Annotated in this window: 9 protein-coding genes; all 9 read right to left on the bottom strand. The window is 34.7% G+C overall.

From position 1 onward, the window contains the following. Positions 1-18: 18 nt before the first annotated feature. The 9 genes from ACH3O9_RS12290 to ACH3O9_RS12250 all read right to left on the bottom strand — a co-directional run bounded on the left by ACH3O9_RS12290 (position 19) and on the right by ACH3O9_RS12250 (position 21,318). On the bottom strand, positions 19-5,916 hold the full coding sequence (locus ACH3O9_RS12290) for a DEAD/DEAH box helicase (RefSeq protein ID WP_416440840.1): 5,898 nt from the start codon (positions 5,914-5,916) through the stop codon (positions 19-21). Between the two features lie 4 nt (positions 5,917-5,920). Then, the gene (locus ACH3O9_RS12285) at positions 5,921-8,962 is read right to left on the bottom strand and encodes a hypothetical protein (protein WP_416440838.1); all 3,042 of its coding nucleotides are present in this window, start codon (positions 8,960-8,962) and stop codon (positions 5,921-5,923) included. 77 nt (positions 8,963-9,039) lie between these two features. After that, positions 9,040-10,074, bottom strand: coding sequence for a helix-turn-helix transcriptional regulator (locus ACH3O9_RS12280; RefSeq protein WP_416440836.1), 1,035 nt, complete (start codon positions 10,072-10,074; stop codon positions 9,040-9,042). A 923-nt stretch (positions 10,075-10,997) separates the two neighbouring features. Continuing rightward, a complete protein-coding gene (locus ACH3O9_RS12275; protein WP_416440834.1) occupies positions 10,998-11,669 on the bottom strand; it encodes an SDR family NAD(P)-dependent oxidoreductase in 672 nt (223 codons plus the stop codon). Between the two features lie 128 nt (positions 11,670-11,797). Continuing rightward, entirely contained in the window at positions 11,798-12,688 is an 891-nt protein-coding gene (locus tag ACH3O9_RS12270) for a helix-turn-helix domain-containing protein (RefSeq protein ID WP_416440832.1), read from the bottom strand. 169 nt (positions 12,689-12,857) lie between these two features. Then, a complete protein-coding gene (locus tag ACH3O9_RS12265; protein WP_416440830.1) occupies positions 12,858-14,327 on the bottom strand; it encodes an efflux transporter outer membrane subunit in 1,470 nt (489 codons plus the stop codon). Positions 14,328-14,373: 46 nt separating this feature from the next. Further along, complete coding sequence (locus ACH3O9_RS12260; RefSeq protein WP_416440828.1) at positions 14,374-17,520, bottom strand: efflux RND transporter permease subunit; 3,147 nt, start codon at positions 17,518-17,520, stop codon at positions 14,374-14,376. A gap of 113 nt (positions 17,521-17,633) precedes the next feature. Continuing rightward, positions 17,634-18,857 (bottom strand): efflux RND transporter periplasmic adaptor subunit, encoded by a 1,224-nt coding sequence (locus ACH3O9_RS12255; RefSeq protein WP_416440826.1) that lies wholly within the window; start codon positions 18,855-18,857, stop codon positions 17,634-17,636. Positions 18,858-19,911: 1,054 nt separating this feature from the next. Then, a complete protein-coding gene (locus ACH3O9_RS12250) occupies positions 19,912-21,318 on the bottom strand; it encodes a glycoside hydrolase family 30 protein (RefSeq protein ID WP_416446686.1) in 1,407 nt (468 codons plus the stop codon). Positions 21,319-21,391 lie beyond the last annotated feature (73 nt).

Below are 21,391 nucleotides of genomic sequence, written 5' to 3'. Positions count from 1 at the left end.
ACTAATTACACACCTAATTTAATCTTCAATACTTATATTATAAATTAAATCATAACCCACATCTTTACGAATATCAAATACCTGATTCTCTAATTTCATATCTCTAGAAGTCAAGCGATCAACAGGCTTAAAACCGTGCGCTATTCCTGCATCTATTCTAATGCCAAAAGAAGTTTTATTAGAGCTAAATTGAAAATACCGGTAATGAGGCACTCTTTGTTCTTCTTTGAAATTTATTTCAAAATCAAAATGAGTACTGAGTTGTTTGAGATCATAAACATAATCATCAAGCTCTTTGTAATTATGTATTATAAACTCAGGATAATTATAAACCTTAAAGTCCGTCTTTGCTAAATGAACATTTAATTCTGAAATTTCTATAGGCCAGATTTGTTTAATTTGATTTATAAACTGAAGCATTAATCTAAGAGAAAATTCTGACTGATTGTATTTATCATAATAAGAAACCTTAAAAGTTTGATTTTCAATTTTAGACCTTAAGTCTTCCGCATTATTAAGGTTAGCCATCATCAATTGCGCGACGTCATTGCTTAAGCTATTTTTAGGTATACTTCCTTTAATTCTTGATTCGTATAAATTACCTGAGTTTAGTTGCGGTAGGTTAAAATCAGCATATTGATTTACAGTTGTATTTTCTACTTTGAAGAATTTTTCAGTAATCCCAGATGCCCAATCTTCACCTAACGCGTCATAATCTCCTTTAGAGATATAATCTATGGTCTTTCCATTATGCAAACTTACAGACAGGTGAATAGGGTAATTTATAATAGAAGAATTGCTACCTTGTTTTAAGTTGAAAGTATGTGATAATAGATATGCCGATAATTTCTCTTGATTATTGCTAAATTTAACAGAGCCTTCAACTACAAGGTTTACTTTAATTCTGTCTCTTTTTAATCTATCGATCCATACGACATCATCTATCTGCCAATCTGAAATTTTATTATTGATGTGAATGTTGATCTCTTTTATTCCTCGCTGATACTTTAAAATATTAATCTCGTCAATAAGAGAACCAAACACAAAACTTGCGTTATCATTTTCCGATTGTAATTCAAGAGGTAATTGATTCTCCATCGCAGACTTTAGCCAAAAAATTGCCATATTACGATCCAAATCTTCAATGTGCCACTGCGTGCTGCGATCTATTAAGCATTTGGTACAAGCAGTTTCGCAATCACAATTATGCAAAACATCTAAGGCAAGTTTTAATATTTTTTCTGGGTACCATCTAAATTGAGAAGCATAACCAGCTCCACCTTTGGCAGTATCGTAAATAAAGATGGTCTGATATCCTTTATACTGCTTAATTCCAAAGCCTAACTCTGCTTCTTCTATGGCAAGATGTTCTGCTAGCGATTTGGTAAAAATAACGCCGAGGGAATAGGCCAGTTTTTTATCGTTGACAAAGGACTGGTTTCTATTTTTCAGACGGATTTCAGTAAAGTCTGTTTTGAATCTACTTCCTAATATGATATGCTCTCTTATATTTTGAGCAGAACACGCGCTTTCTCCATCACGATCTTTTCCACCTCTAAGTCTTCTGTGACCTTCAAGTTTTTCAGTAGAAGTTTCTACCTTACCACAATCTAAACACAGGCTATAGCCTTCACCTTCTCCAGTATTATAAAAGAGTATTTGAGTATCTTTTTGATTAGCACTGGTTCTAAAATCAATAAAGCGGTTTTGATTGCTAGTCCAAGGTTCTATGTTTAATAAAAGTGGCTCAAGGTATTGCGGTTTACTTTTTTCTGAAACGACACGAGTAGGTGTACTATATAAGTCAATAGAGAAACCGGCAGGTTCAACCAGTTCTGTAAGTGAACCTTTATGTTCTCCCAGCTCTAAACCTTGAAAAACACCAATTTTACATTTAGGACAAGTGTCACTAACTTTTTGTTCTATATCTACTGTGCGCTGATAACCACAATTTTGACAACCTTGAATTGCATTTCTATCAGCAGATATCCCCCAATTATTCTTCATAACAATTCCTGAAGATTTATAGTTGAGACCATCTATGAGAATACTATTACCTGGTGCAAATTCTGTAAGGGCTCTTGCTATAGGATAGCTAGGGTTCGATTTTAACTTTGGGTTATTACTCCTTAAATCTGATAGTGTTATTTTCTCAAAATCTACAATACCAGTAGGTAAACCAGCATTAGGCAGAAAGCTCTCCTCTGCTAAATAACTGAGTACAAATTTTTGCTCAAATTGTCCTTTCCGGTATCCAACCGCTTTGTAAGCAGGGCTGGCATCTCCAAATTGCAGCTTTAATTCCTCAAGTTTTTTATCAAAACCATCTCTTTGCTTTCTTATTCTTTCGAATATCTGTTTAAAATTATCTGATACTTTAGCTATTAATTCTTCGGGACTATCGTCCTCAAGTGGTGTGTCTTTTACAATATTTTCTAATTGCTCCTTAATAATAGTTGGGTCAATATTGTCTAGCCAGTTTAGAAAAGTATGAGCTATTGTCGGTTCATCTTCAAAAAAGAATTTTTCAATATTTTCTCTTACGTTAAGGCCTCTATTTTCATTCTCTTGATTTCTAATAAAGTTTCCAAACAACAAGGAATTCACATGTCTTTCTACAATAGTTCTACTATCAAAAGCTAATATAGGTGGTGCTATTTTATGTTCTAATGCCCACTTAGGGTTATTCATTGTCCGCAAACCAATAGGGTTGGGCGCGCAGAATGTTAATGCTAAAGATTTATTTTCTGCACGACGACCGGCACGTCCTGTTCGCTGTAAATAATTTGCTGGCATTGGTGGTACATTACTCATTACAACGGCAGAGATGCCACCTATATCTACTCCCATTTCCATAGTTGTAGAGCAACTTAGAATGTTTATTTCCCCATTCTCAAACTGCTCTTCTAATTCTTTAAGTCGTGTTTTATCCTGTTGTGCTGAGTGCTCTCCCGCTAAATACAACTTATCATAATCAAAAATACGCTCGTGCAGATCATTCCATAGACCTTTGTCTCTTGCTTCCTGACTGTTTTCTACTAACCAAGCATCTACTTGTTCAAGTGGTATCGCTTCATTATCCTCATCGAGATGGTAAGCGTTAGAATAAGTTGGGAACTGATGATTTTTGGTTTCATCTATTTTATAATTAGAAATATTAACAGCTTCTAAATTCCCTTTTATCAATGGAGAATATCCTCTAAATACTTTATCGACTAATCTGTTTGTAACTGGACATAAAAATTCTTTTCCAGCTATTTCAAACTGCGTACTTTCAATAAAATCAAGAATGAAACCATCACCATCTACTTTAAGAATTTTCTGTTGTAAGGTTCTCCATATCTTTTCCAAAATTTCATTAAGCTGATCTTCTCTTACTTCTGTAATGTCATCTCTTTCGTGCCAACCTAATCCAGCGCATATCAACAAAACCAATCTTGATTGTGTTATGGAATTAGGATTGTAGAGTCGCCATTTTTTGGCATTGACTATTTCAGTATTCGAAGGATAAATGCGTTCTGATCTATAAAACTTAGACGTAAATAATCGCATTGCATCGTCAAAAGAAAAATTGAAATTGTACCTAATAATGTAATCGGCAGCTATCTTGAGAAGCGATTGCCATTCTTCTCTTTCTACACCTAATTTATTTGCAATTTCTGGTGCGACCATATCGTCTAATTTTGGATAAACAAGATTTACTAGTCCTAGATTTTCTAAAGATCTTTCTCTAGGGATTCTCCGTGCGAATTGATCATATAACAATGCTTTTGCATATGTTTCATTTTCAGTGGCTAAATTGTTTCCTCTTGCCCCTTTTTTGAAAAGTGTTTTAAAATCGTTCTTTTCTTTTATATGATCAATTATATTCTTCCAAGATGACCTGCTGTTTGATAATGAGCTATCTCCACCAGCTGCTAATAAATTATTAATATCCCCAATATCTTTTTCAATTTTCTTTTTCATAAAAGCAGGCGCTTCATCTAGCTGCTTTACATATATAGCCCTGGCTTGTAATAATTCATCATTACTGGCAACCACCTGATTATCATTTAACTTCTTGAGCAGATAGTGATAAACCTGATAACGAATCCAGTCACTCTCGCTATCTATATTTATTAATGCTGAGATTTTAGCAGTTCCTTGTCTACTATCTGTAAATGAAATATACTTTCTACCTTTATAAAGAGTTGTTTTAGTTTGCAGATCAATCGCGTTTGTTTGATCTAAAACAATATCAGATAATATTCTATTTGTGAAAGCAGATGATATTCTAAAATGAATAGGGTTACTATTTTGATTTCCACAGTGTGGGCACTGTTCACCATCAGTCATTAAGAAATCATCTCCTATTTTAATTTCATTATCCTGATTTATACTGCAAGGAAATAACTCTTGATTTCTGGCATTTTGACCATTTTTATTATGAATTAGCCTTACTAAATTTCTATTTGTAGTTTCTTGAGGTTGATCATCATCATCTGATTCAACACTAAATGCCTCATAACCTACAGATGCTTTCTGATTCACTCGATCTCTTCCCTTAACACCTTTAGCTCTTTCGCCTTCTAGCATCATATTGCCACAGCTTCTGCAAGCAACAAGCTCAAGTAAGGGATGTCCACAAGAACATTTCTTACCAGCTATCGTGTACATTGTTCCTAATGCTTTGTTGGGCTTTTGATCTTTATGTTTTTCACATTTAGTATTTGTACAAGCGTAAACACCACCAATACCTCTTGTGAAAAAATGACCCCGTACTGGGAGTAAGTTCACTCCATTTATTTGCTGTTCTGCTAGTGTATCAATGACTGCTAAATGATCTAATCTATTTGTTATTTGTAGATGCTTCCCTATCTCACTTTGAGTAATTCCTTTTTTAAGTAAAAATTGTTCTCTCAATAATTTAATATTGTTCTGCGATAATACTTCAGACAAATGAGGTATATCTTTATCTGCAATTTGATTATTAACACGTTTACCAGTAATCACTTCTATATGATCTGCTGAAATACCACATAGATCTGACATAAACTTTTTTAGCGTTTCTGTGTTACCACTTCCAACCGTGGCGGAGGTTATAGCAAACCTCAAATCTTTAACATCTACTTCAAAAGCTGATACTACTCGTCTTATAAGCAAAGCCATTTCAGCAGCTTTAGATCCAGTCAAAGTGTGTGCCTCATCTAAAAGAATCCATCGCAATGTTCCTTTTGATTTTTCTAGGATAGGTACGTCTGCATTACGCACCAGCATATACTCTAGCATCGTAGGATTTGTAAAGAGCACTTGCGGCGGCATTTCTCTAATCTGTTCTCTAGAAATAAGCTCTGGTAGTGCTTTTTTCTTTTTCTCCTTGCTATTTTCTTTGTTAGACGTATCACCTGTTAACAGTGCATATTTCACACCGTCTAATGCAGAACACCAAGCGTGCATACGTTTTCTTTGACTTGCAATCAAGGCATTTAATGGATATAAGAAAATAGCATTAATACCTTCTTGGTTTTTGCAATTCTGATGAATATCTTGAAGAACAGGAAGCATAAAACACTCAGTCTTACCAGAACCTGTACCTGTCGTAACAGCTATTGATTTGTTTTTATTAAGTAACATTTTCCAACTTTCCAGTTGATGTTTATAAGGGTGACGTGTTTTTGGAAACCGAAAATCTTTATTTTTAATGGCATCTAAAGCATCAATAAATTCTTGTTGAAAAACAGTAGATGTCTGTCCAAACGTTAATTTAGCTTCTTCCCAGGGAAATGTGTTCTGAAAAACAGCATCTGCCATAATAGGTTCCTGAGATAACAAAAACTTAAAATAGTCTTGCATCTCTTTATCGCCAGTAGCCCAAAGCGATAGTATCGCATCAGTAAGTCTGTTTTCGGTTTTATGATAAAAGTTTTTAAAATTCATAATCTTAGCTTCTGGTTAAGGCGTGTAATACTGTTTTATTGTAAAAATCAATTTTTTGATATTTATTACAGAGAAATTGGCTGTATTGAATATTACGTCTAATAACTTCACGTTTTTCATTACCTCCCCAAATCGGGAATTCTTGTTGAATATTATTAATAGATTCGGCAACCGCAATAGGAGATTGTATAAGTAATCTTACTTGACTGTGATGTTCTATTTGGATATTATAATCACTGGATATTTTTGGACTATTGCGGGGCAATTCGCTTAAAACTGTAGCTTCTAATTTAGCTCTCAAATCTATAATATGGCTTTGGAGTACAGGTTCAGTATTCAAATTAGAGTCGATCATTATTCTAAATAAGCTTTGTAATCCATTATTTATCATATAATTTGAGATGAGCTCCAGTATATTTGAAAAATACTCATCTCCTATAAATTGGGCTGCTTCCTGAATTGAATTCTTCCAATGTTCTTTGGCTACCCAATGAAAACAGAATCCTAAATCTTTTTCCATTTCAGGTATTTCGTTCTGGATATATTCTACCGAATCTATTTGATTAATTCCTAAAAAAAGAAATGCTTTAGCAGCAACTTCAGAGCTACGAGAAATAGCTCTAAGCTGATCAAAAGTGGAAAATGGAACTTCGTATTGCGTACAAATTTTAAAATAGCGCAAAACTTGCTGCCAGATATCATCTTTAAATTCTGTAATTGAGAGTTCTTTATGAAAGTTCTCAATACGCTCTTTACTATCTACCGTTAGAACTTGTTCGTTTGTTTTTACAAAACGCGGCATTAACTGATTGCCTTCCTTTTTTGATGAAATGATAATGAATTGGTTTGATATATCAGTATTGGGAATTATATACTGCTCATCATTTCGGGAAAGCGGAATTATATCTATATCCTTAGCTTTACAATTAACAGGCACAGCAAAAAGATCTAAATCATAATTACTATCATATAATATAACTTGCCTTTTTAATTGATTTGTAACATCCAAAGTATGACTAAACCCAGAAATTCTATATGTCTTCTTGAGGTTGCCTTCACTTAGTTCGAGAGAAACAGTATTTCTATAATCCATAGCATCCGCTAAGTAAAAAAGTCTAACGATTTCATCTTTAAAAGAAATCACGGGTTGTGTAGATTCTTTTATAATTTTAGTGATTTTTACATCAGTTTTTAGACTGTTTTTAATAGTCAGAACAGTTTCTTTATCACTAGTACTCAAAATACGCATACCATAAAGATTTGCCATAGATAGCTTTTGATCTTCAGGGATAATTTGGCCTTCACTATCAGTTATAATCATACCTTGAAAAGGAGAACGTAAATCAAAATACAATTTCTTCTTACCAGCATTTCCGATAGAACCTTTTATGGATGTTGGTATTTTTGAATATTCGGTATTTAACTTCAATGAATAACAACTGTTTGATTCTGTGATTTCAACAAGATTGGACTCATTGAGTTTACAAGTAAAATACCCTAAGTTATCAATGGCAATAGATGCCGAGTGAATAGACTGATCCTTAAACCTCGCTTTTAGATTACCTATGTTGAAAAAAGTGTCGTAGGCAACAAGATCGTCTTTTACTATTTTTAAATCAAAACAACCTGTTTTAATAAACGTAATTTTTGTAAGGTCCTCCCAAAGATCTTTTGAATTGTGTTTGCGACAATAAACTTTGAATCGATTGCTTGATATATCATATCCGTTTTCATCAAAAACAAAAACTTTAGGAACTGTTTTTACAATTGGTAAGTTTGCTTTTAACATCCAGTTAGGTCTTTGTGTTTGAATTAACCAGTCGAATGATGCCACATCGGTAAGAAAAATACACTCATCATTTAAGTCTACAGATTGTATTGTAATCTCACCTTCAAAAGGCATCCATTGTAATGAATTTGTATACAACGTAACTTGAAACGTTGGAAGATTAGACTTCCAAGTATTTGGAAACAATACAGCTGCATCCTTAGTAGGTGCTGAGTTTCCTTTCATTAATCGCCATTCATTATCATTTAATCTACTCCATAAACTTGGTTCATCAAGGTTGGGTAGGACTTGAATAAAATCAGACACCTCGATTTTTTCATCATCACAGATGACATAGGTATACGGTAATCCTTCAGAAATATGCCATTCTTTATTTTGCTGGTTGTACCAATCTGTCTTATAGCTATTATTAATCATTCTACGGAATACACAAATCAAATTGTCATCCATATAAAATTGATACTCTTTTGCAGTAGCAGAAAAGCCTAAAATATCTTGCAGCGTTTCTTGTGTGTAAGTATCTGCAAGCCCTAATCTTAAATTGATTTTACACTCGCCATTGTCAAAACGAAGTAGCCAATAATTTTTAGGTTTTGATTGTCTAGTTTTTTTAGAAATCGATGCGCTTTTTACTTTAAGAGAACTTGAAATCTCCTTTAAGGTCTCTTCGGATTCTAGTAGTTTATCAAACTCTCCATCATTATTAAGAATAGATTTAACTATCTCAAGACAGTTTTCGTAAACCATATCATTCTGACTAGATTTGGGCAATAGGTCTATGATATGAGATTTAAAAATAAAGTCTTCTACGGTTTCAGGTTGCTCTTCTAAGACAGCTTCTAAGAAATCTTTGTATTTACCTTGGTTTTCAGAAATATGCTTTAATGGAAGTCCTCCTTGTAAGAGAAGTGTTTTAAATCTCAGCGTATTTTGTCGTTTAATCCATTTAATACCAAGAACTTCGGCTCCTTCGATAGCTATTTTGTAAAATGTTTGTTCAGTAAAATTATATTGTGAATTACCTCCTAAAGAATCAAAAACCTCCTGTTTACTTGGTATTCCTCCATCATAGTTCTTTTTCCACCATAAAGCGTAATAAAGTGTGACATCTCTTGAATCTATATTTAATGGTCTCGCAAACTGTAAGCGTTTCCTTAAATCAATAAACTCTTCTTCGTTTATAAAATACTTCCATAATGACCTACCGTCGTGCTTTTGAAGATTATGCTTATTTAATAACGAAGAGAAAAAATTCATTTATTATTTTTTTAAGGATGTTATATCGAATTGAATGATCCAAAATAAAGAATCAGATACGCAAACTATTTGCACACCTACTTTGTGTAATATTTTAGCATTTCTTGAGCGTGATGTTCTAGCTTCTCCTTAATAAAATCAGGTGCTATAACTTCAACATCTTTACCAAATGATAGCAGTGTTTGATATAATTCATTATTTGGGATTACTGTGATGGTTCTTGTTAAACCATCGGGATCTGAATGATCCTTTTTTTGGGTTGCACCGTGTATTGGTTTCGTATCAATGTATTTTATTCTGCTTTCTCGAAAACGTAACTTAATAAGTACAGCGGCATCATCACTTTTTGAGACTCCAATGATTTCATCAAAATAATCGCCCCAATTCACGTTGTCCGGCTTAATGGTTTCGGTAGTTTCAGTAAAAGATAAGATCCTATCTAAAGCTAAATTTGTGATACCTGTGTAAGTGTCTTCTTGTTGATAACCGAAAAGGAACCATCTATTGTTATACTGTTTTAGATGATATGGATGAATTGTTCTTATGCGACTCTCTGCTTCTTTAAATGACTTGTATTCAATGCAGAGTACCTTTTTCCGAAGTAACTGATTATATAATCTTCCAACTAGCGGCTGACCAGTATAGTCTCTATTACTCTGATAGCTTATAAGGCTATCATAATCCTCGTGCACTAAATTAAAACAGGTTTCTATTCTAGGAAAAAGTTCATCAAGCCAATCAAAGTCAGCTCTATTTCTATATCTAGAAAGTATAGCAAGTGTTTCTTCAAGCTGCTCTTGGTCTGATTTACTCAATAATTGATTACCCAATGAATAATCTGGAGTAACGTATCTAAAGGCTGTTTTCTTTCCATCATAAAGTCCAGTTACAAATACTTTTAAGTCATCAATATTATTTTCTAAACTCTGGTTTTCCTCTATATGTTCTTTTATGTATTTGATATCGTTTTGAATGGTTTTTCTAGAAACAGAATGTCCCATTTTTTCCATTAAAACATCACTTAGCTTTTCAAGAGTATACAAACCGTTATTACGGGAAAAACACTCGTCTAGGATTGTTATTCGTTTTTGAAAATTTTTATTTGTAGGCAATGATGATCAGATTTAAGTATTTACCAAAACTATAGAAAAGGAGAATAATATTTTTGAGGATTTCCTCATTTACATTAAATAAGCTCATTCCTAAATAAAATTCTCCATCATATATTTTACTTGATCGTAAAAACTTCTGATTTGCATAATCGCGCGAACCACTGAACTAACTGCGGAGTTATTGAAATGAAGTATTTGAATCAGATTCAAAAGAATACCGGATGAAAATACTATTCTTAAATTACATTACTCCACATTCCTAAATTTTCCACTATTATGATATAGATTAGTGAGTATTTTGGAAGAGAGCGTTGTACTATAAAGCAACCGCTGTAGTATTAATTTTAAAAAAGCTTATTATGGATCATCTTCAGTAAACTTTCGAAAAACATGCCTATTTACGTTACTTATCTCTTAATTCTACTAATATCCAGATTACGGGATATAAAATTTACTGGAATTTACATTTATTTAAACTCCAAATGGATAGGAATCAGTTAAAACCTTAATTTTTTGTTAAAAAGAGGCTAATTCGGTGGAGGTAAAAAAATTCGATGCTTTGAGCACCGGAAAACACTAGAAAAATCAAGTTTTAGATAGTTCCTCTTTCTCCGCCAAGGATTGTCCAAAATCCTTTAAAAGCCCATAAACTGCATGTTTATGGGCTTTTTTAATTTTCTTTAATAAAGACAAAATAGGTTTTTCCGCTCCAATTGAGCTTTTCAGAACTTTTGATAGCTTGTAATAAATTTTATTAGGCAAACTAATAGGAAAATATTTTAAACACGGAGTTTAACTACAATTCAATAGAAAGCCTGATCCACTCATTATCGTATTCAATATTTTAGTGGCTTAAATCAAGTGTTGAGTGATTTTACAATTTCGTGCAAAATTAAAGACAATAAAAATTCTCAATATTTTATTTATACAGTTTTCTTTTTAATAAGACTAATAAATTCGTCTTTAATGCCATCACAAATAGATACAGAATTGTGAGTGCAATTTTTTAAAGCAATGGGATCAAAACTATTAATAGTAATTTTGGATGGCTTAAATTCTTTGCATTGCAAATGTGTAAACATGTTTAAAGCCGCTTTTGAAGTTGCATACGCAGTCATACAGTAGTTAGCGTAACAGAAATCTTCATCCCGCATTTTATCAATATCCCCTAATGCACTTGTAATATTAATAATACTTGGCTCGTCACTTTTTTCAAGCAAAGGTTTTAACAGCTGTATAATCCTAATTACTGCAAATAGATTTGTTTCATACACTTGCCTTACATCATCAATATTTATTTGGTCAATTTTTTGTCCAAAGCCATTAGCAATTTCCGCATTATTGACTAAGAGATCCAATTTTCCAAATTTGGAATGAATCAAAGATTTTAGTTCCGTGAGACCTTCGGCAGAGGTGAAATCTGTCTTAACTAATTTGTAATCCTGAAGAACACCCGCCTCCTGAGAAAGTACATCATAACTTTTTTTACTGGCTGCAAGAATTACGTTATAATCGTAATTCAATAAAATGTTAGCAAAAGTTTTTCCTAAACCATTACCTGCTTCTGTTACAACTGCTAATCTATTAACCTTCATGAGAATCCTAAATTAATACGTAAATTTAACTAAAGTCAACTTCAGAAAAGAACCACTTTCTTTTTATAAATGACACAAATAGTGAAGTTTCAATTTTTAATAACAATATATGTACCAATTTCTTCATCTTAATCCATTTGACGGAATTTGTTTGGTGTAGTTCCGCTCCATTTTTTAAAAAACCGAGTAAAATGTGTGGGCTCCTGAAAATTAAGCCTATAAGCAATCTCACCAATATCCAGCCCTGAAAACTTTAACAGGCTTTTACTTTCCACAAGAAGTCTCTCCTGAATAATATCCTTAGCACTTTTCCCGGTTAGTTTTTTTACGGTAGTAGTTAGATAATTAGGGGTAATATTGAGTTTTTCTGCATAATCACTTACATTTTTTGTATCTACATACATTTTATCCACAAGAATTTCAAATTCCTGAGTAATTAGCTGTGCTCTAGACATATGGTTTTCTGTCGATTTATATCGCTCGTACACCGCCTTACAGAAATATAAAAAAGAAACCAACATCCCTTCTAGCATCTTTTCCTGATAGGGATGCGGGTTTTTGAATACAGACTGCATTCTCTGTGTATCAAAATAAAGCGATTCATGTTCTTCTTTGGTAAGCATTAGCAAACTCCTTTCAGACATTTTTAAAAAAGGAAAATCCTCAATAACATTATCAACAACATTCATTAAAAATTCCTTTCTAAACATGATATTAAATCCAGCCATCTTTTCATCCCTAACCCAAGAAAAAACCTGTCCAGGCACCACAAACCATAGGGGGTATTCTTCAAGTGTCAGCCAGTCTGTATTAAGGCTTAATCTACTTTCCCCTACATAGCTTAACAATCCTATTTGATAAAAACCCTGTCTATATGGCGGCATACAACGCCTTGCAGATGGCTCTAATCCCTCTAATGAATAAACGTCAAAATTGGGAATATGGCTTCTGTGAGGAAATCCCATAGCTTCACTCAGATCATTGCTTGTTTCAAAAACTGGAATTTCAGTATGGGTCATCGTATAAAAGTATTAAAAAATGACCGAAATGTTATATTTTGATTTATTAGTAAAGTTGCTATATACAAAAATCTGTATTTAAAAAATGAAATGTTATTTGCACTAGTATTAAAACCTAATCAAATTAACCTATAGAAAACAAATTTTCTTAATCAATTTCAATTTAGAATTATTTGGAAATAGCTTCTTCGAGTTTCATCTGCTCAAACTTAGTATTCAATTCATTCTCTGAAATAAATCCCCATCCTCCACCTAATGCCTTATAGATTGCAATTAATGAAGTTGCAGAAGAAATTTCACTTTCAGCCAAAGAATTTTCAGATTGAAGCAAAGTGTTGTTGGCACTTAAATAATCAATAAAACTGTCTAAACCTGCATTATAACGCTGTCTGGCAAATTGTGCAGCTTTTGCACTCGCCTCCGACGAAATTTTTAATATTTCTCTTCTTTGCAATTCATTTGAATAGTTAGCGAGGGCGGTCTTTATTTCTTCCAATCCCTGCAATACGGTTTTTTCATATTGATTGAGTGCTGCTAATGTCAAAGCATCATTCTGTCTTATTTGTTGTTTTACTCTTCCCAGATTAAACGCCGCCCAACTTATATTGGGCATTATGCTCCATGTAAAAGATTCCTTACTTCCAAAATTAGCAAAGTCCACCGCCGAAAAACCAATAGATCCACCAAATTGAATTTTAGGATAAAGCTCTGCGACAGATAGATTATATTTTGCTATATGTACTTGTAATGTAGCTTCTGCCCTTCTAATATCTGGTCTACGACGTAATAACTCATTGATATCCCCCAAAGCAACTGAAGGAGGCAGACTAGGCAACGGTTGCTTATCAATAATTTTTAGATCCAGTTGACCCGGCACTTCTCCTATCAACACGCTTAAACTGTTTTTTAAAGCTTCCAGTCTCGCTTTTAAAGGAGGAATAGTTGATCTGGTGTTTTCTAACTGTGCCGTCGCTCTGGAAACATCAAGACTATTGCTTGTGCCTGCTTCAGATAATTGAACAGTGAGATCATATGTATTCTGTTGTCCCTTCAAATTACGATTGGCTATATCTAAAAGATATTGTGTTCCGCGTAATTCCATGTAATTATTGGCGACTTCTGCAAAAATACTTACATATATACCTTGCATATCTGCCAGTGCCAACTGATTGTTTGCGTAAGCACCTTTGATACGGTTAGAAACATGGCCAAACAGGTCTGCCTCCCAAAACGCATCAAAACTGCTATTATAGCTGCTGTATGTAGGATTACTGCCAGACACGAAAACATTTTCTCCTAGACGGGTTCTTGTATAATCTCCGTTTGCAGTTACGGTAGGCAATCTGCCAAATTTTGTTCCTTTTAAAAAAGCGCGAGAGGCATATAAATTTGCCACGGCTGAATTGATGTCTAAATTATTTTTTCTGGCTTTTGATATTAATGTATCCAAAACAGGGTCATTAAATTTTGACCACCAATTCTCAATTATTTTTGAAGTTGTGACTTTTGCGTCAGAAAGTTCCTCCAGTAAAAAATCATCTTGTATTTCCGTTTTTGGTTTGACATTAAAATCTCGTTTTGTCATCCCGCACGATAACAGGAAAAACGAAAATAATGTTATTAAAATCAGATTTTTCATAGTTTAAATTTGAATTTATTTCAACATTTCAATTGCTGAACTTCTTTTATTTTATCTGTTTTGGTGATTTGGTTGTCCATTTTCTTCCCAGATAGTAAAATACAGGTGTAAGAAAAATTCCAAAAATTGTGACGCCCAGCATTCCGCTAAATACTGCTATTCCTAGTGAGACGCGCAGTTCTGCACCAGCGCCAGTGGCAATTACAAGTGGTATAACACCTAATATAAATGCCATTGCCGTCATTAAAATAGGACGTAAACGAAGCTGTGACGCTTCAATAACAGCCGTCTTTAAATCTTTGCCTTGATCTTCTAATTGCTTGGCAAACTCCACAATAAGAATCGCATTCTTACTAGCCAATCCTACCAGCACAATTAAACCGATTTGTACCATTATATTGTTGTCTAATCCTGCCAGGTCAATACCTATAATTGCTGATAACAAAACCATAGGCACAATAAAAATAACAGCCAGAGGAAGTATGAGGCTTTCAAATTGGGCAGCTAATAAAAGGAATACAAATACAACGGCAAGGAGAAAAGCAACACCTGCTGTACTTCCTGTTTGCTTTTCCTGATAAGCCAATTCTGTCCATTCATAAGAAATACCTTCAGGCAGAATTTCATCAGCAAGTTCTTCCATTCTATCTAAAGCCTCTCCAGAGCTATGCCCCGGAGCAATATTACCATTTAGTGCCGCTGCCGGGTACAAATTAAATCTTGGAATACGTGATGCCCCTGAAATATCCTCCTGACGTGTGAATGTTCCAATCGGAACCATTTCGGCTTCATTGTTGCGTACTTTGATCCTAGATATGTCATCGGGCGTTAATCGGTTAGGTGCATCTGCCTGGGCTGTAACCTGATAGGTTCTTCCTAAATAATTAAATTCATTCACAAAGGCAGAACCCATATAAATTTCAAGAGACTGAAAAACATCTCCTACGTTCACCCCTAATTTTTCAGCTTTGACACGGTCAATATCTAAATACAATTGGGGAGTTTGATCATTAAAAAATGTAAAAACACTACTCAGAATAGGGTCTGCATTTGCAGCTGCGGCTAAGGCATAAGTAGCTTTTACCAGTTCATCTGTTCCTAAATTGGCTCTGTCTTGTACCATCATTTTAAAACCACCCGCATTACCGATTCCACGTACAGATGGAGGTGGAATTACAAGAACTATCGCATCATCTATTTGAGCTAGTTTTGTACTGATTGTACCTAATAAATCTTCATATCTTAAGCCTTTCTCTTTACGTATGTCAAAATCTTCAAGAGTTAAAAATACAGCTGCGGTATTAGAAGCATTTGTATTTGAAGCTGCATCAAACCCCGTAAAAGCAACAGCATTTTCAACTCCATCGATGTCTAATCCTATATCTAATACTTCTTTGATTACTTTATCTGTTCTGGACAAAGATGATCCCGGAGGTAATTGTACCAGAGTTATAAAATATTGCTGATCCATTGCAGGAATAAATCCTTTTGGCACTCTTCCAAATTCAAAACCTGTAATAAGAACCAGTCCTCCATAAACAACTAAAACTAGTATTGATGTTCTAACTAGTTTCTGAATGCTCTTCCCATAATTACCAGAGAGTTTTTCAATGAAATTATTAAAACCATTTCCTACATATGAAAAAGGTTTCAGTAATAAGGGTGTTTTTTTATTTGGATCCTTTACCTCGTGACGCATTAACAAAGCTGCCATTGCAGGGCTTAAGGTTAAGGATACGAATACTGAAATAGTTGTAGCTACGGCAATGGTCATTCCGAATTGTTTGTAAAACTGGCCTGAAATACCATCTAAAAAAGCTGTCGGAATAAATACTGCAACTAATACTAAACCAATTGCAACTAGAGCGCCTCCTACTTCATCCATTGTTCTAACGGCTGCTTCTTTGGGTGAAAGTCCTTTAGCTAAATAACGCTCCATATTTTCTACCACCACAATAGCATCATCTACCACAATACCAATTGCCAGTACAAGACCAAAAAGCGTAAGGTTATTAAGGGAAAAACCTATCGCCTGCATAACGGCAAAAGTTCCTATTAGCGATACAGGTATGGCTAAAATCGGGATAATGGCTGCTCTCCAGGACTGGAGAAACAATAAAATAACAAACACCACTAACAGAATAGCTTCGAATATGGTGTGATATACTTCGTCCACAGATTTTTGAATGAATTCTGTAGGATTGTACGCAATTTTATATTCGAGGTCTTCTGGAAAGCTTTTAGAAAGTTCTTCCATGGTGGCTTTTATTTCAGCCGAAGTTTCTAAAGCATTTCCTCCGGGCTGTTGAAAAATGGGCATAGCTATCGCGGGATCTTTCCCCAAATATCCCTTAGTGGCATAATTCTGAGCGCCTAGTTCTACACGACCAACATCTTTTACCTGAACAATTCTGCCACCTTCATCAGACTTTATAATGACATTCTCAAACTGCTGGGTTGTAACTAATTTTCCTTGTGTTTGAATATTTATTTCGAAGGCTGATTGGCTTCCAGATGGCAGTGTATTTAATGTTCCACTTGCGATTTGCACATTTTGAGCCCGAAGCGCAGCGACGACCTCTCCAGCTGTCATATCCAAATTCGCAATTTTATCGGGATCAAGCCAAATGCGCATAGCATATTCGGCAGCTCCAAAAATTTGTATATCCCCAATCCCCTTAATACGCGCCAGTTGATCTTTTAATTGAAGGGTGGCGTAATTACCCATATAAGTTTGGTCATAGGTCTTATTTGGTGAATACATATTTACCACCAATAAGATGTCTGGGGATATTTTTTTGGTAGTAATTCCAAGTCTGCGAGCCGACTCCGGCAAACGCGGTTCTGCAATTGCAACTCTATTTTGAACTTGTACCTGAGCCCTGTCAAGATCTGTTCCCAGTTCAAAAGCTATTTGAACGATTACCCTTCCATCTGCCGATGATTGGGACGTCATATACAACATCCCTTCCACCCCGTTAATCTCTTTCTCAAGGGGTGCTGCGACAGTTTCTGAAAGTGTCTTTGCATTTGCTCCCGGATATAAGGCTACAACCTCTACCGTTGGAGGTGCAACATCCGGAAACTGAGATACCGGTAAGGATACATAAGCCAAACCACCTACAATAAGAATGATTACACTTAATACAGCCGCAAAAATGGGCCGTTTTATAAAAACGTGACTAAATTTCATAGTTTCTTTACAATTGAAATATAGCAGCCCTGTTGCTCTATAATTCATCTAATAAAATGAATGATAAGAGCAATTAATGACTGCTTTAAATATTAGGATTATTTTGGGGAGACTTATTTCTCTGCTTTTACCACTGCATATTCTCCCCCTTTGTCTTTATCTAGAGAAGTTTCAATTGGAGTAACAGACATTCCAGGTCCAATTTTTTGAATATTATTGATGATCAATTTATCATCCTTTGTTATTCCATCACGAATGATCCTCAAACCATTGCTATGCAAAGGGCCTAACGTCACATTCTTAGTGGTTACTACATTGTCATTTCCCAATACGTAAACAAAACGAATGGATTGGTTAGTGCCTATTATATCATCCGGAATCATTAAGGCTTCATGTTCTGCACTTCCTTTAAGTCTTGCTTTACCGAACATACCAGGCTCTAAAAGATGATCTTTATTTTCCAGCGTTGCGCGACTTTCAATAGTACCCGTATTGTTGTCTAGTTCATTATCTACAAAATCTACCTTCGCTTCATGTACAAAATCAGCTTCATCCTGTAACTTGATAAACACTGGTATCCCTCCCGTGCGCATAGATCCACGCTCACCATTTCTAGCTAGTCTCGCATATCTTAAATAATCAGATTCACTGCCCGTAAAGTAAAAGTCAATGGGACTAGTGGCCACTATAGTTGTAAGTATAGTAGAGTTAGAAGTACCGCCATCAATCAAATTCCCCTCATTTACCTTATGTCTACTTACCAATCCTGAAATTGGTGCAGTAACCTTTGTAAATTCCAAGTTCAGTTTTGCATCATCAACTCTTGCCTGGGATAATAGTATACTTGCCTTAGCAAATTCTAATGCCTGTTTTCTACGATCGTATTCTTCAATAGACATTGCTCCGGATTCACGAAGTGACTCAACCCGTTCGTAATTATCCTGCGCCGTTTTTAAAGACGCCTTTGCCTGACCATAATCTGCATTTGCCTGATCTAATGCAATTCTATAGGATCTATCATCAATAGTAAAGAGGACCTCTCCTTTCTTGACCATTTGACCGTCCACAAAATTTACGCTTTCTAAAAAACCACTTACACGAGCTCGTACTTCAACTCTGCTGCTTGCTTCAAAACGGCCTGTATATTCATCCCATTCTGTTATTTTTTTATAAACAGGAACCGCAACCTCTACTGGCATAGCTTGTACTTCTGTGATGGCTACTTCTTCTTTGTCTTCTGTCGTGAAAGAGAGTACAAGAATTATTGCAAACAGCAAACCTGAAACAGCAAGAATTTTCAAGGATATATTTTCGGTATTTAAATTAATTGTTTTCATCTTATTTTGGGTTGTATGAAAGTTATTTTAGGAATGACAAATGTATTAGGGATGACGTAGGATTGACTAACCATAATATCTTCATTAATGATCAAAATCTAATCTCCAGATCATTTCATTACTTTAGTTTATCTTACTTTATTAATAATTAGGATTAAAAACTATTATTAATAGTATGCCTGCCAACTTTCCAGTTTCCTATTAAAATTCGTCTGCCGTATCACACTAAGAGATTTAAGATGACATTCTCATTTAACATTTCTATAAATTCCAGCTTCCTAGAACTGAAATTAGGATATAAATTCTTCAGCAGATTCAGATATACGCCCGGCTTTTTTTAAATGCTTTAAGATTTGTACCTCGGAAATACTGACGTCATTAAATTTATACTGTTTTTTATCTGATTTTCCATTGGATACAATTTTAAAAACCATGTTTTTAAAGCCGTGGAGATTTGAAGCTACCGAAATAATATCAAATGAATAATAGATACTAGTTTGCTATTGATTTGTACATATACTGGACTGCTGATAATCCTCCTGTCAGGAGCACAAAAATTAGTTGGTTTTGGCGTGGCATTTACATTTATAAGAGTAAAAAGGCTCTGCTTTACAATGCTAAGAATATGAAGAGCGGAAGGAGCGAAAACAATCAAAAGAAAGCAAGAAATGACCAGACTTTAATATAGATACTCATTTATCACTAACCATCTACAAACAGACTTAAACATACCTGTTTTAAAAAGTGTAAAGTGTCCTGCTAATAAAATGCCTATTGTTCAGTGTCAAGCATTGATATTCTGACCGTACAATGCAGATAGCTTTATCAAGTAGTTTTAATGCAGTGAAAATCTTCACAAAGCATGCTGATATTAGCCTCTACTTTACTATTATAGACATAGCAGATCGATCGTATTGTCTACTACTGATATAGAAGAGATAATAGGGTATAAATAATGACAGCCTTATTTTAACAAATAACGCTACTGTTGAAAAAATAGGCATGACTTTACAGTTTAACCCAAGAAAATTTCCACATTCCTTCTCAGGAATATTTAATAAATCAAGGTCTGGATAGCGTGAGCCGGAATCTCCATAGAGGCTTTAGAACCACCTATAATTAGATTATAAACTATACTATCATCGGTTTTATTCATAACCACAGTTGCTATTTTACCATTTTCATTTTTAAAGGAAGTACTTAATAAAACACTTCGGCTTACAGCGGTACTCAGACGTTTTGCATTGGGGCGAATAAATTTTGAAAATTGACCAATGTAGTAATAAGAAGGAGTAAAAATCAATTTTCCGGTTCTGGTATCTGCATGTATGGGGGCAAAACAAAAATTGCCTACGTGATTGGGACCACCGTTTTCGTCTAACAAAATATTCCAGTCTGTCCAGGCAACAGTTCCGTTATTAAAATCGTGAATCATTTGTTCGCCATAACGTTCTCCATTAGGCCAGTATTGATATTTAGCTGCGTCAAATTTTTCTACACAACCTTCAGTAAACATTAAATTTTTATCAGGAAAAGCTTCGTGCACGCGGTTAACATTGTCAAAGAGCGGCTGAGCGCCCGTCCAGGTTTCGTACCAGTGAAAACCCATTCCCCATGCATATTTAGAAGCTTCCGGATCACTAAAAATCGTATTTGCACGATTAACCATTAAGTCTCTATTATGATCCCAGACCACAATTTTTTTATCTCCCAAACCCTCTTTTTCTAAAGTTGGGCCTAAGAAATTTTTAAGGAAATCACGCTCATCTTCAGCTGTATAAACACAAGATTCCCAGGTTTGCGTGGCCATAGGTTCGTTTTGAATAGTCAATCCCCAAACAGGCATTCCTTCTTGTTCATAGGCTTTTATAAATTTAGCATAATAAGTTGCCCAGGTCTGCGCATACTCTGGCAATAATTTCCCGCCGTGCAACATAGAATGATTGCTTTTCATAAATGATGGCGGACTCCACGGGCTAACATACAGTGGCAATTTTCCACCTGCAGTTTCTATAGCTTTCTTTATAAGCGGAATCCTGAACTTTCGATCATGTTCTATAGAAAAAGTACTTAGATCAGTATCTCCTTCTTCAATATATGTATAACTCGCACTGCTAAAATCACAGCTGTGAATATTTGTACGCGCTAGTGTATAACCTATACCCTTTTTATCATCATAATAGGCGTCAAGCAATTTTTGTTGTTCCTCTTTAGATAGTTCAGCAAAAACCTCGGCACTGGCATCAGTAATAGCGCCTCCTATTCCCATTAAGGTTTGAAAGGTTTTAGCCGGGTTTACAAAAACTGTAATCTCGGTTTCCAGAGGTTGAGAAGATTCTTTAAAAGTAGCTTTTCCATTTGCAGAAAGACGAAGATCTGTATTTTCAGCTGTAGTATAAATTTGAATATTTTTCCCCTGAAAATCCATTTTTTCAGAAGAAGCCTGACCATATATATTCATTGTCCCGAGGGCAATTATTGCACAGGAAATGTATTTCAATTGTATTTTCATCTTCTATTTTCTTGAACTATTT

Source organism: Leeuwenhoekiella sp. A16 (assembly GCF_047946675.1).
Lineage (GTDB): Bacteria > Bacteroidota > Bacteroidia > Flavobacteriales > Flavobacteriaceae > Leeuwenhoekiella.
Note: the sequence above shows the minus strand (reverse complement) of the source record. Positions and strands in the feature narration are given on the sequence as shown.

Coding starts and splice junctions, on each gene's coding strand:
- ACH3O9_RS12290 (WP_416440840.1), bottom strand. CDS start 5,916: ATGAATTTTAAAAACTTTTATCATAAAACCGAAAACAGACTTACTGAT.
- ACH3O9_RS12285 (WP_416440838.1), bottom strand. CDS start 8,962: ATGAATTTTTTCTCTTCGTTATTAAATAAGCATAATCTTCAAAAGCAC.
- ACH3O9_RS12275 (WP_416440834.1), bottom strand. CDS start 11,669: ATGAAGGTTAATAGATTAGCAGTTGTAACAGAAGCAGGTAATGGTTTA.
- ACH3O9_RS12270 (WP_416440832.1), bottom strand. CDS start 12,688: ATGACCCATACTGAAATTCCAGTTTTTGAAACAAGCAATGATCTGAGT.
- ACH3O9_RS12265 (WP_416440830.1), bottom strand. CDS start 14,327: ATGAAAAATCTGATTTTAATAACATTATTTTCGTTTTTCCTGTTATCG.
- ACH3O9_RS12260 (WP_416440828.1), bottom strand. CDS start 17,520: ATGAAATTTAGTCACGTTTTTATAAAACGGCCCATTTTTGCGGCTGTA.
- ACH3O9_RS12255 (WP_416440826.1), bottom strand. CDS start 18,857: ATGAAAACAATTAATTTAAATACCGAAAATATATCCTTGAAAATTCTT.
- ACH3O9_RS12250 (WP_416446686.1), bottom strand. CDS start 21,318: ATGAATATATATGGTCAGGCTTCTTCTGAAAAAATGGATTTTCAGGGG.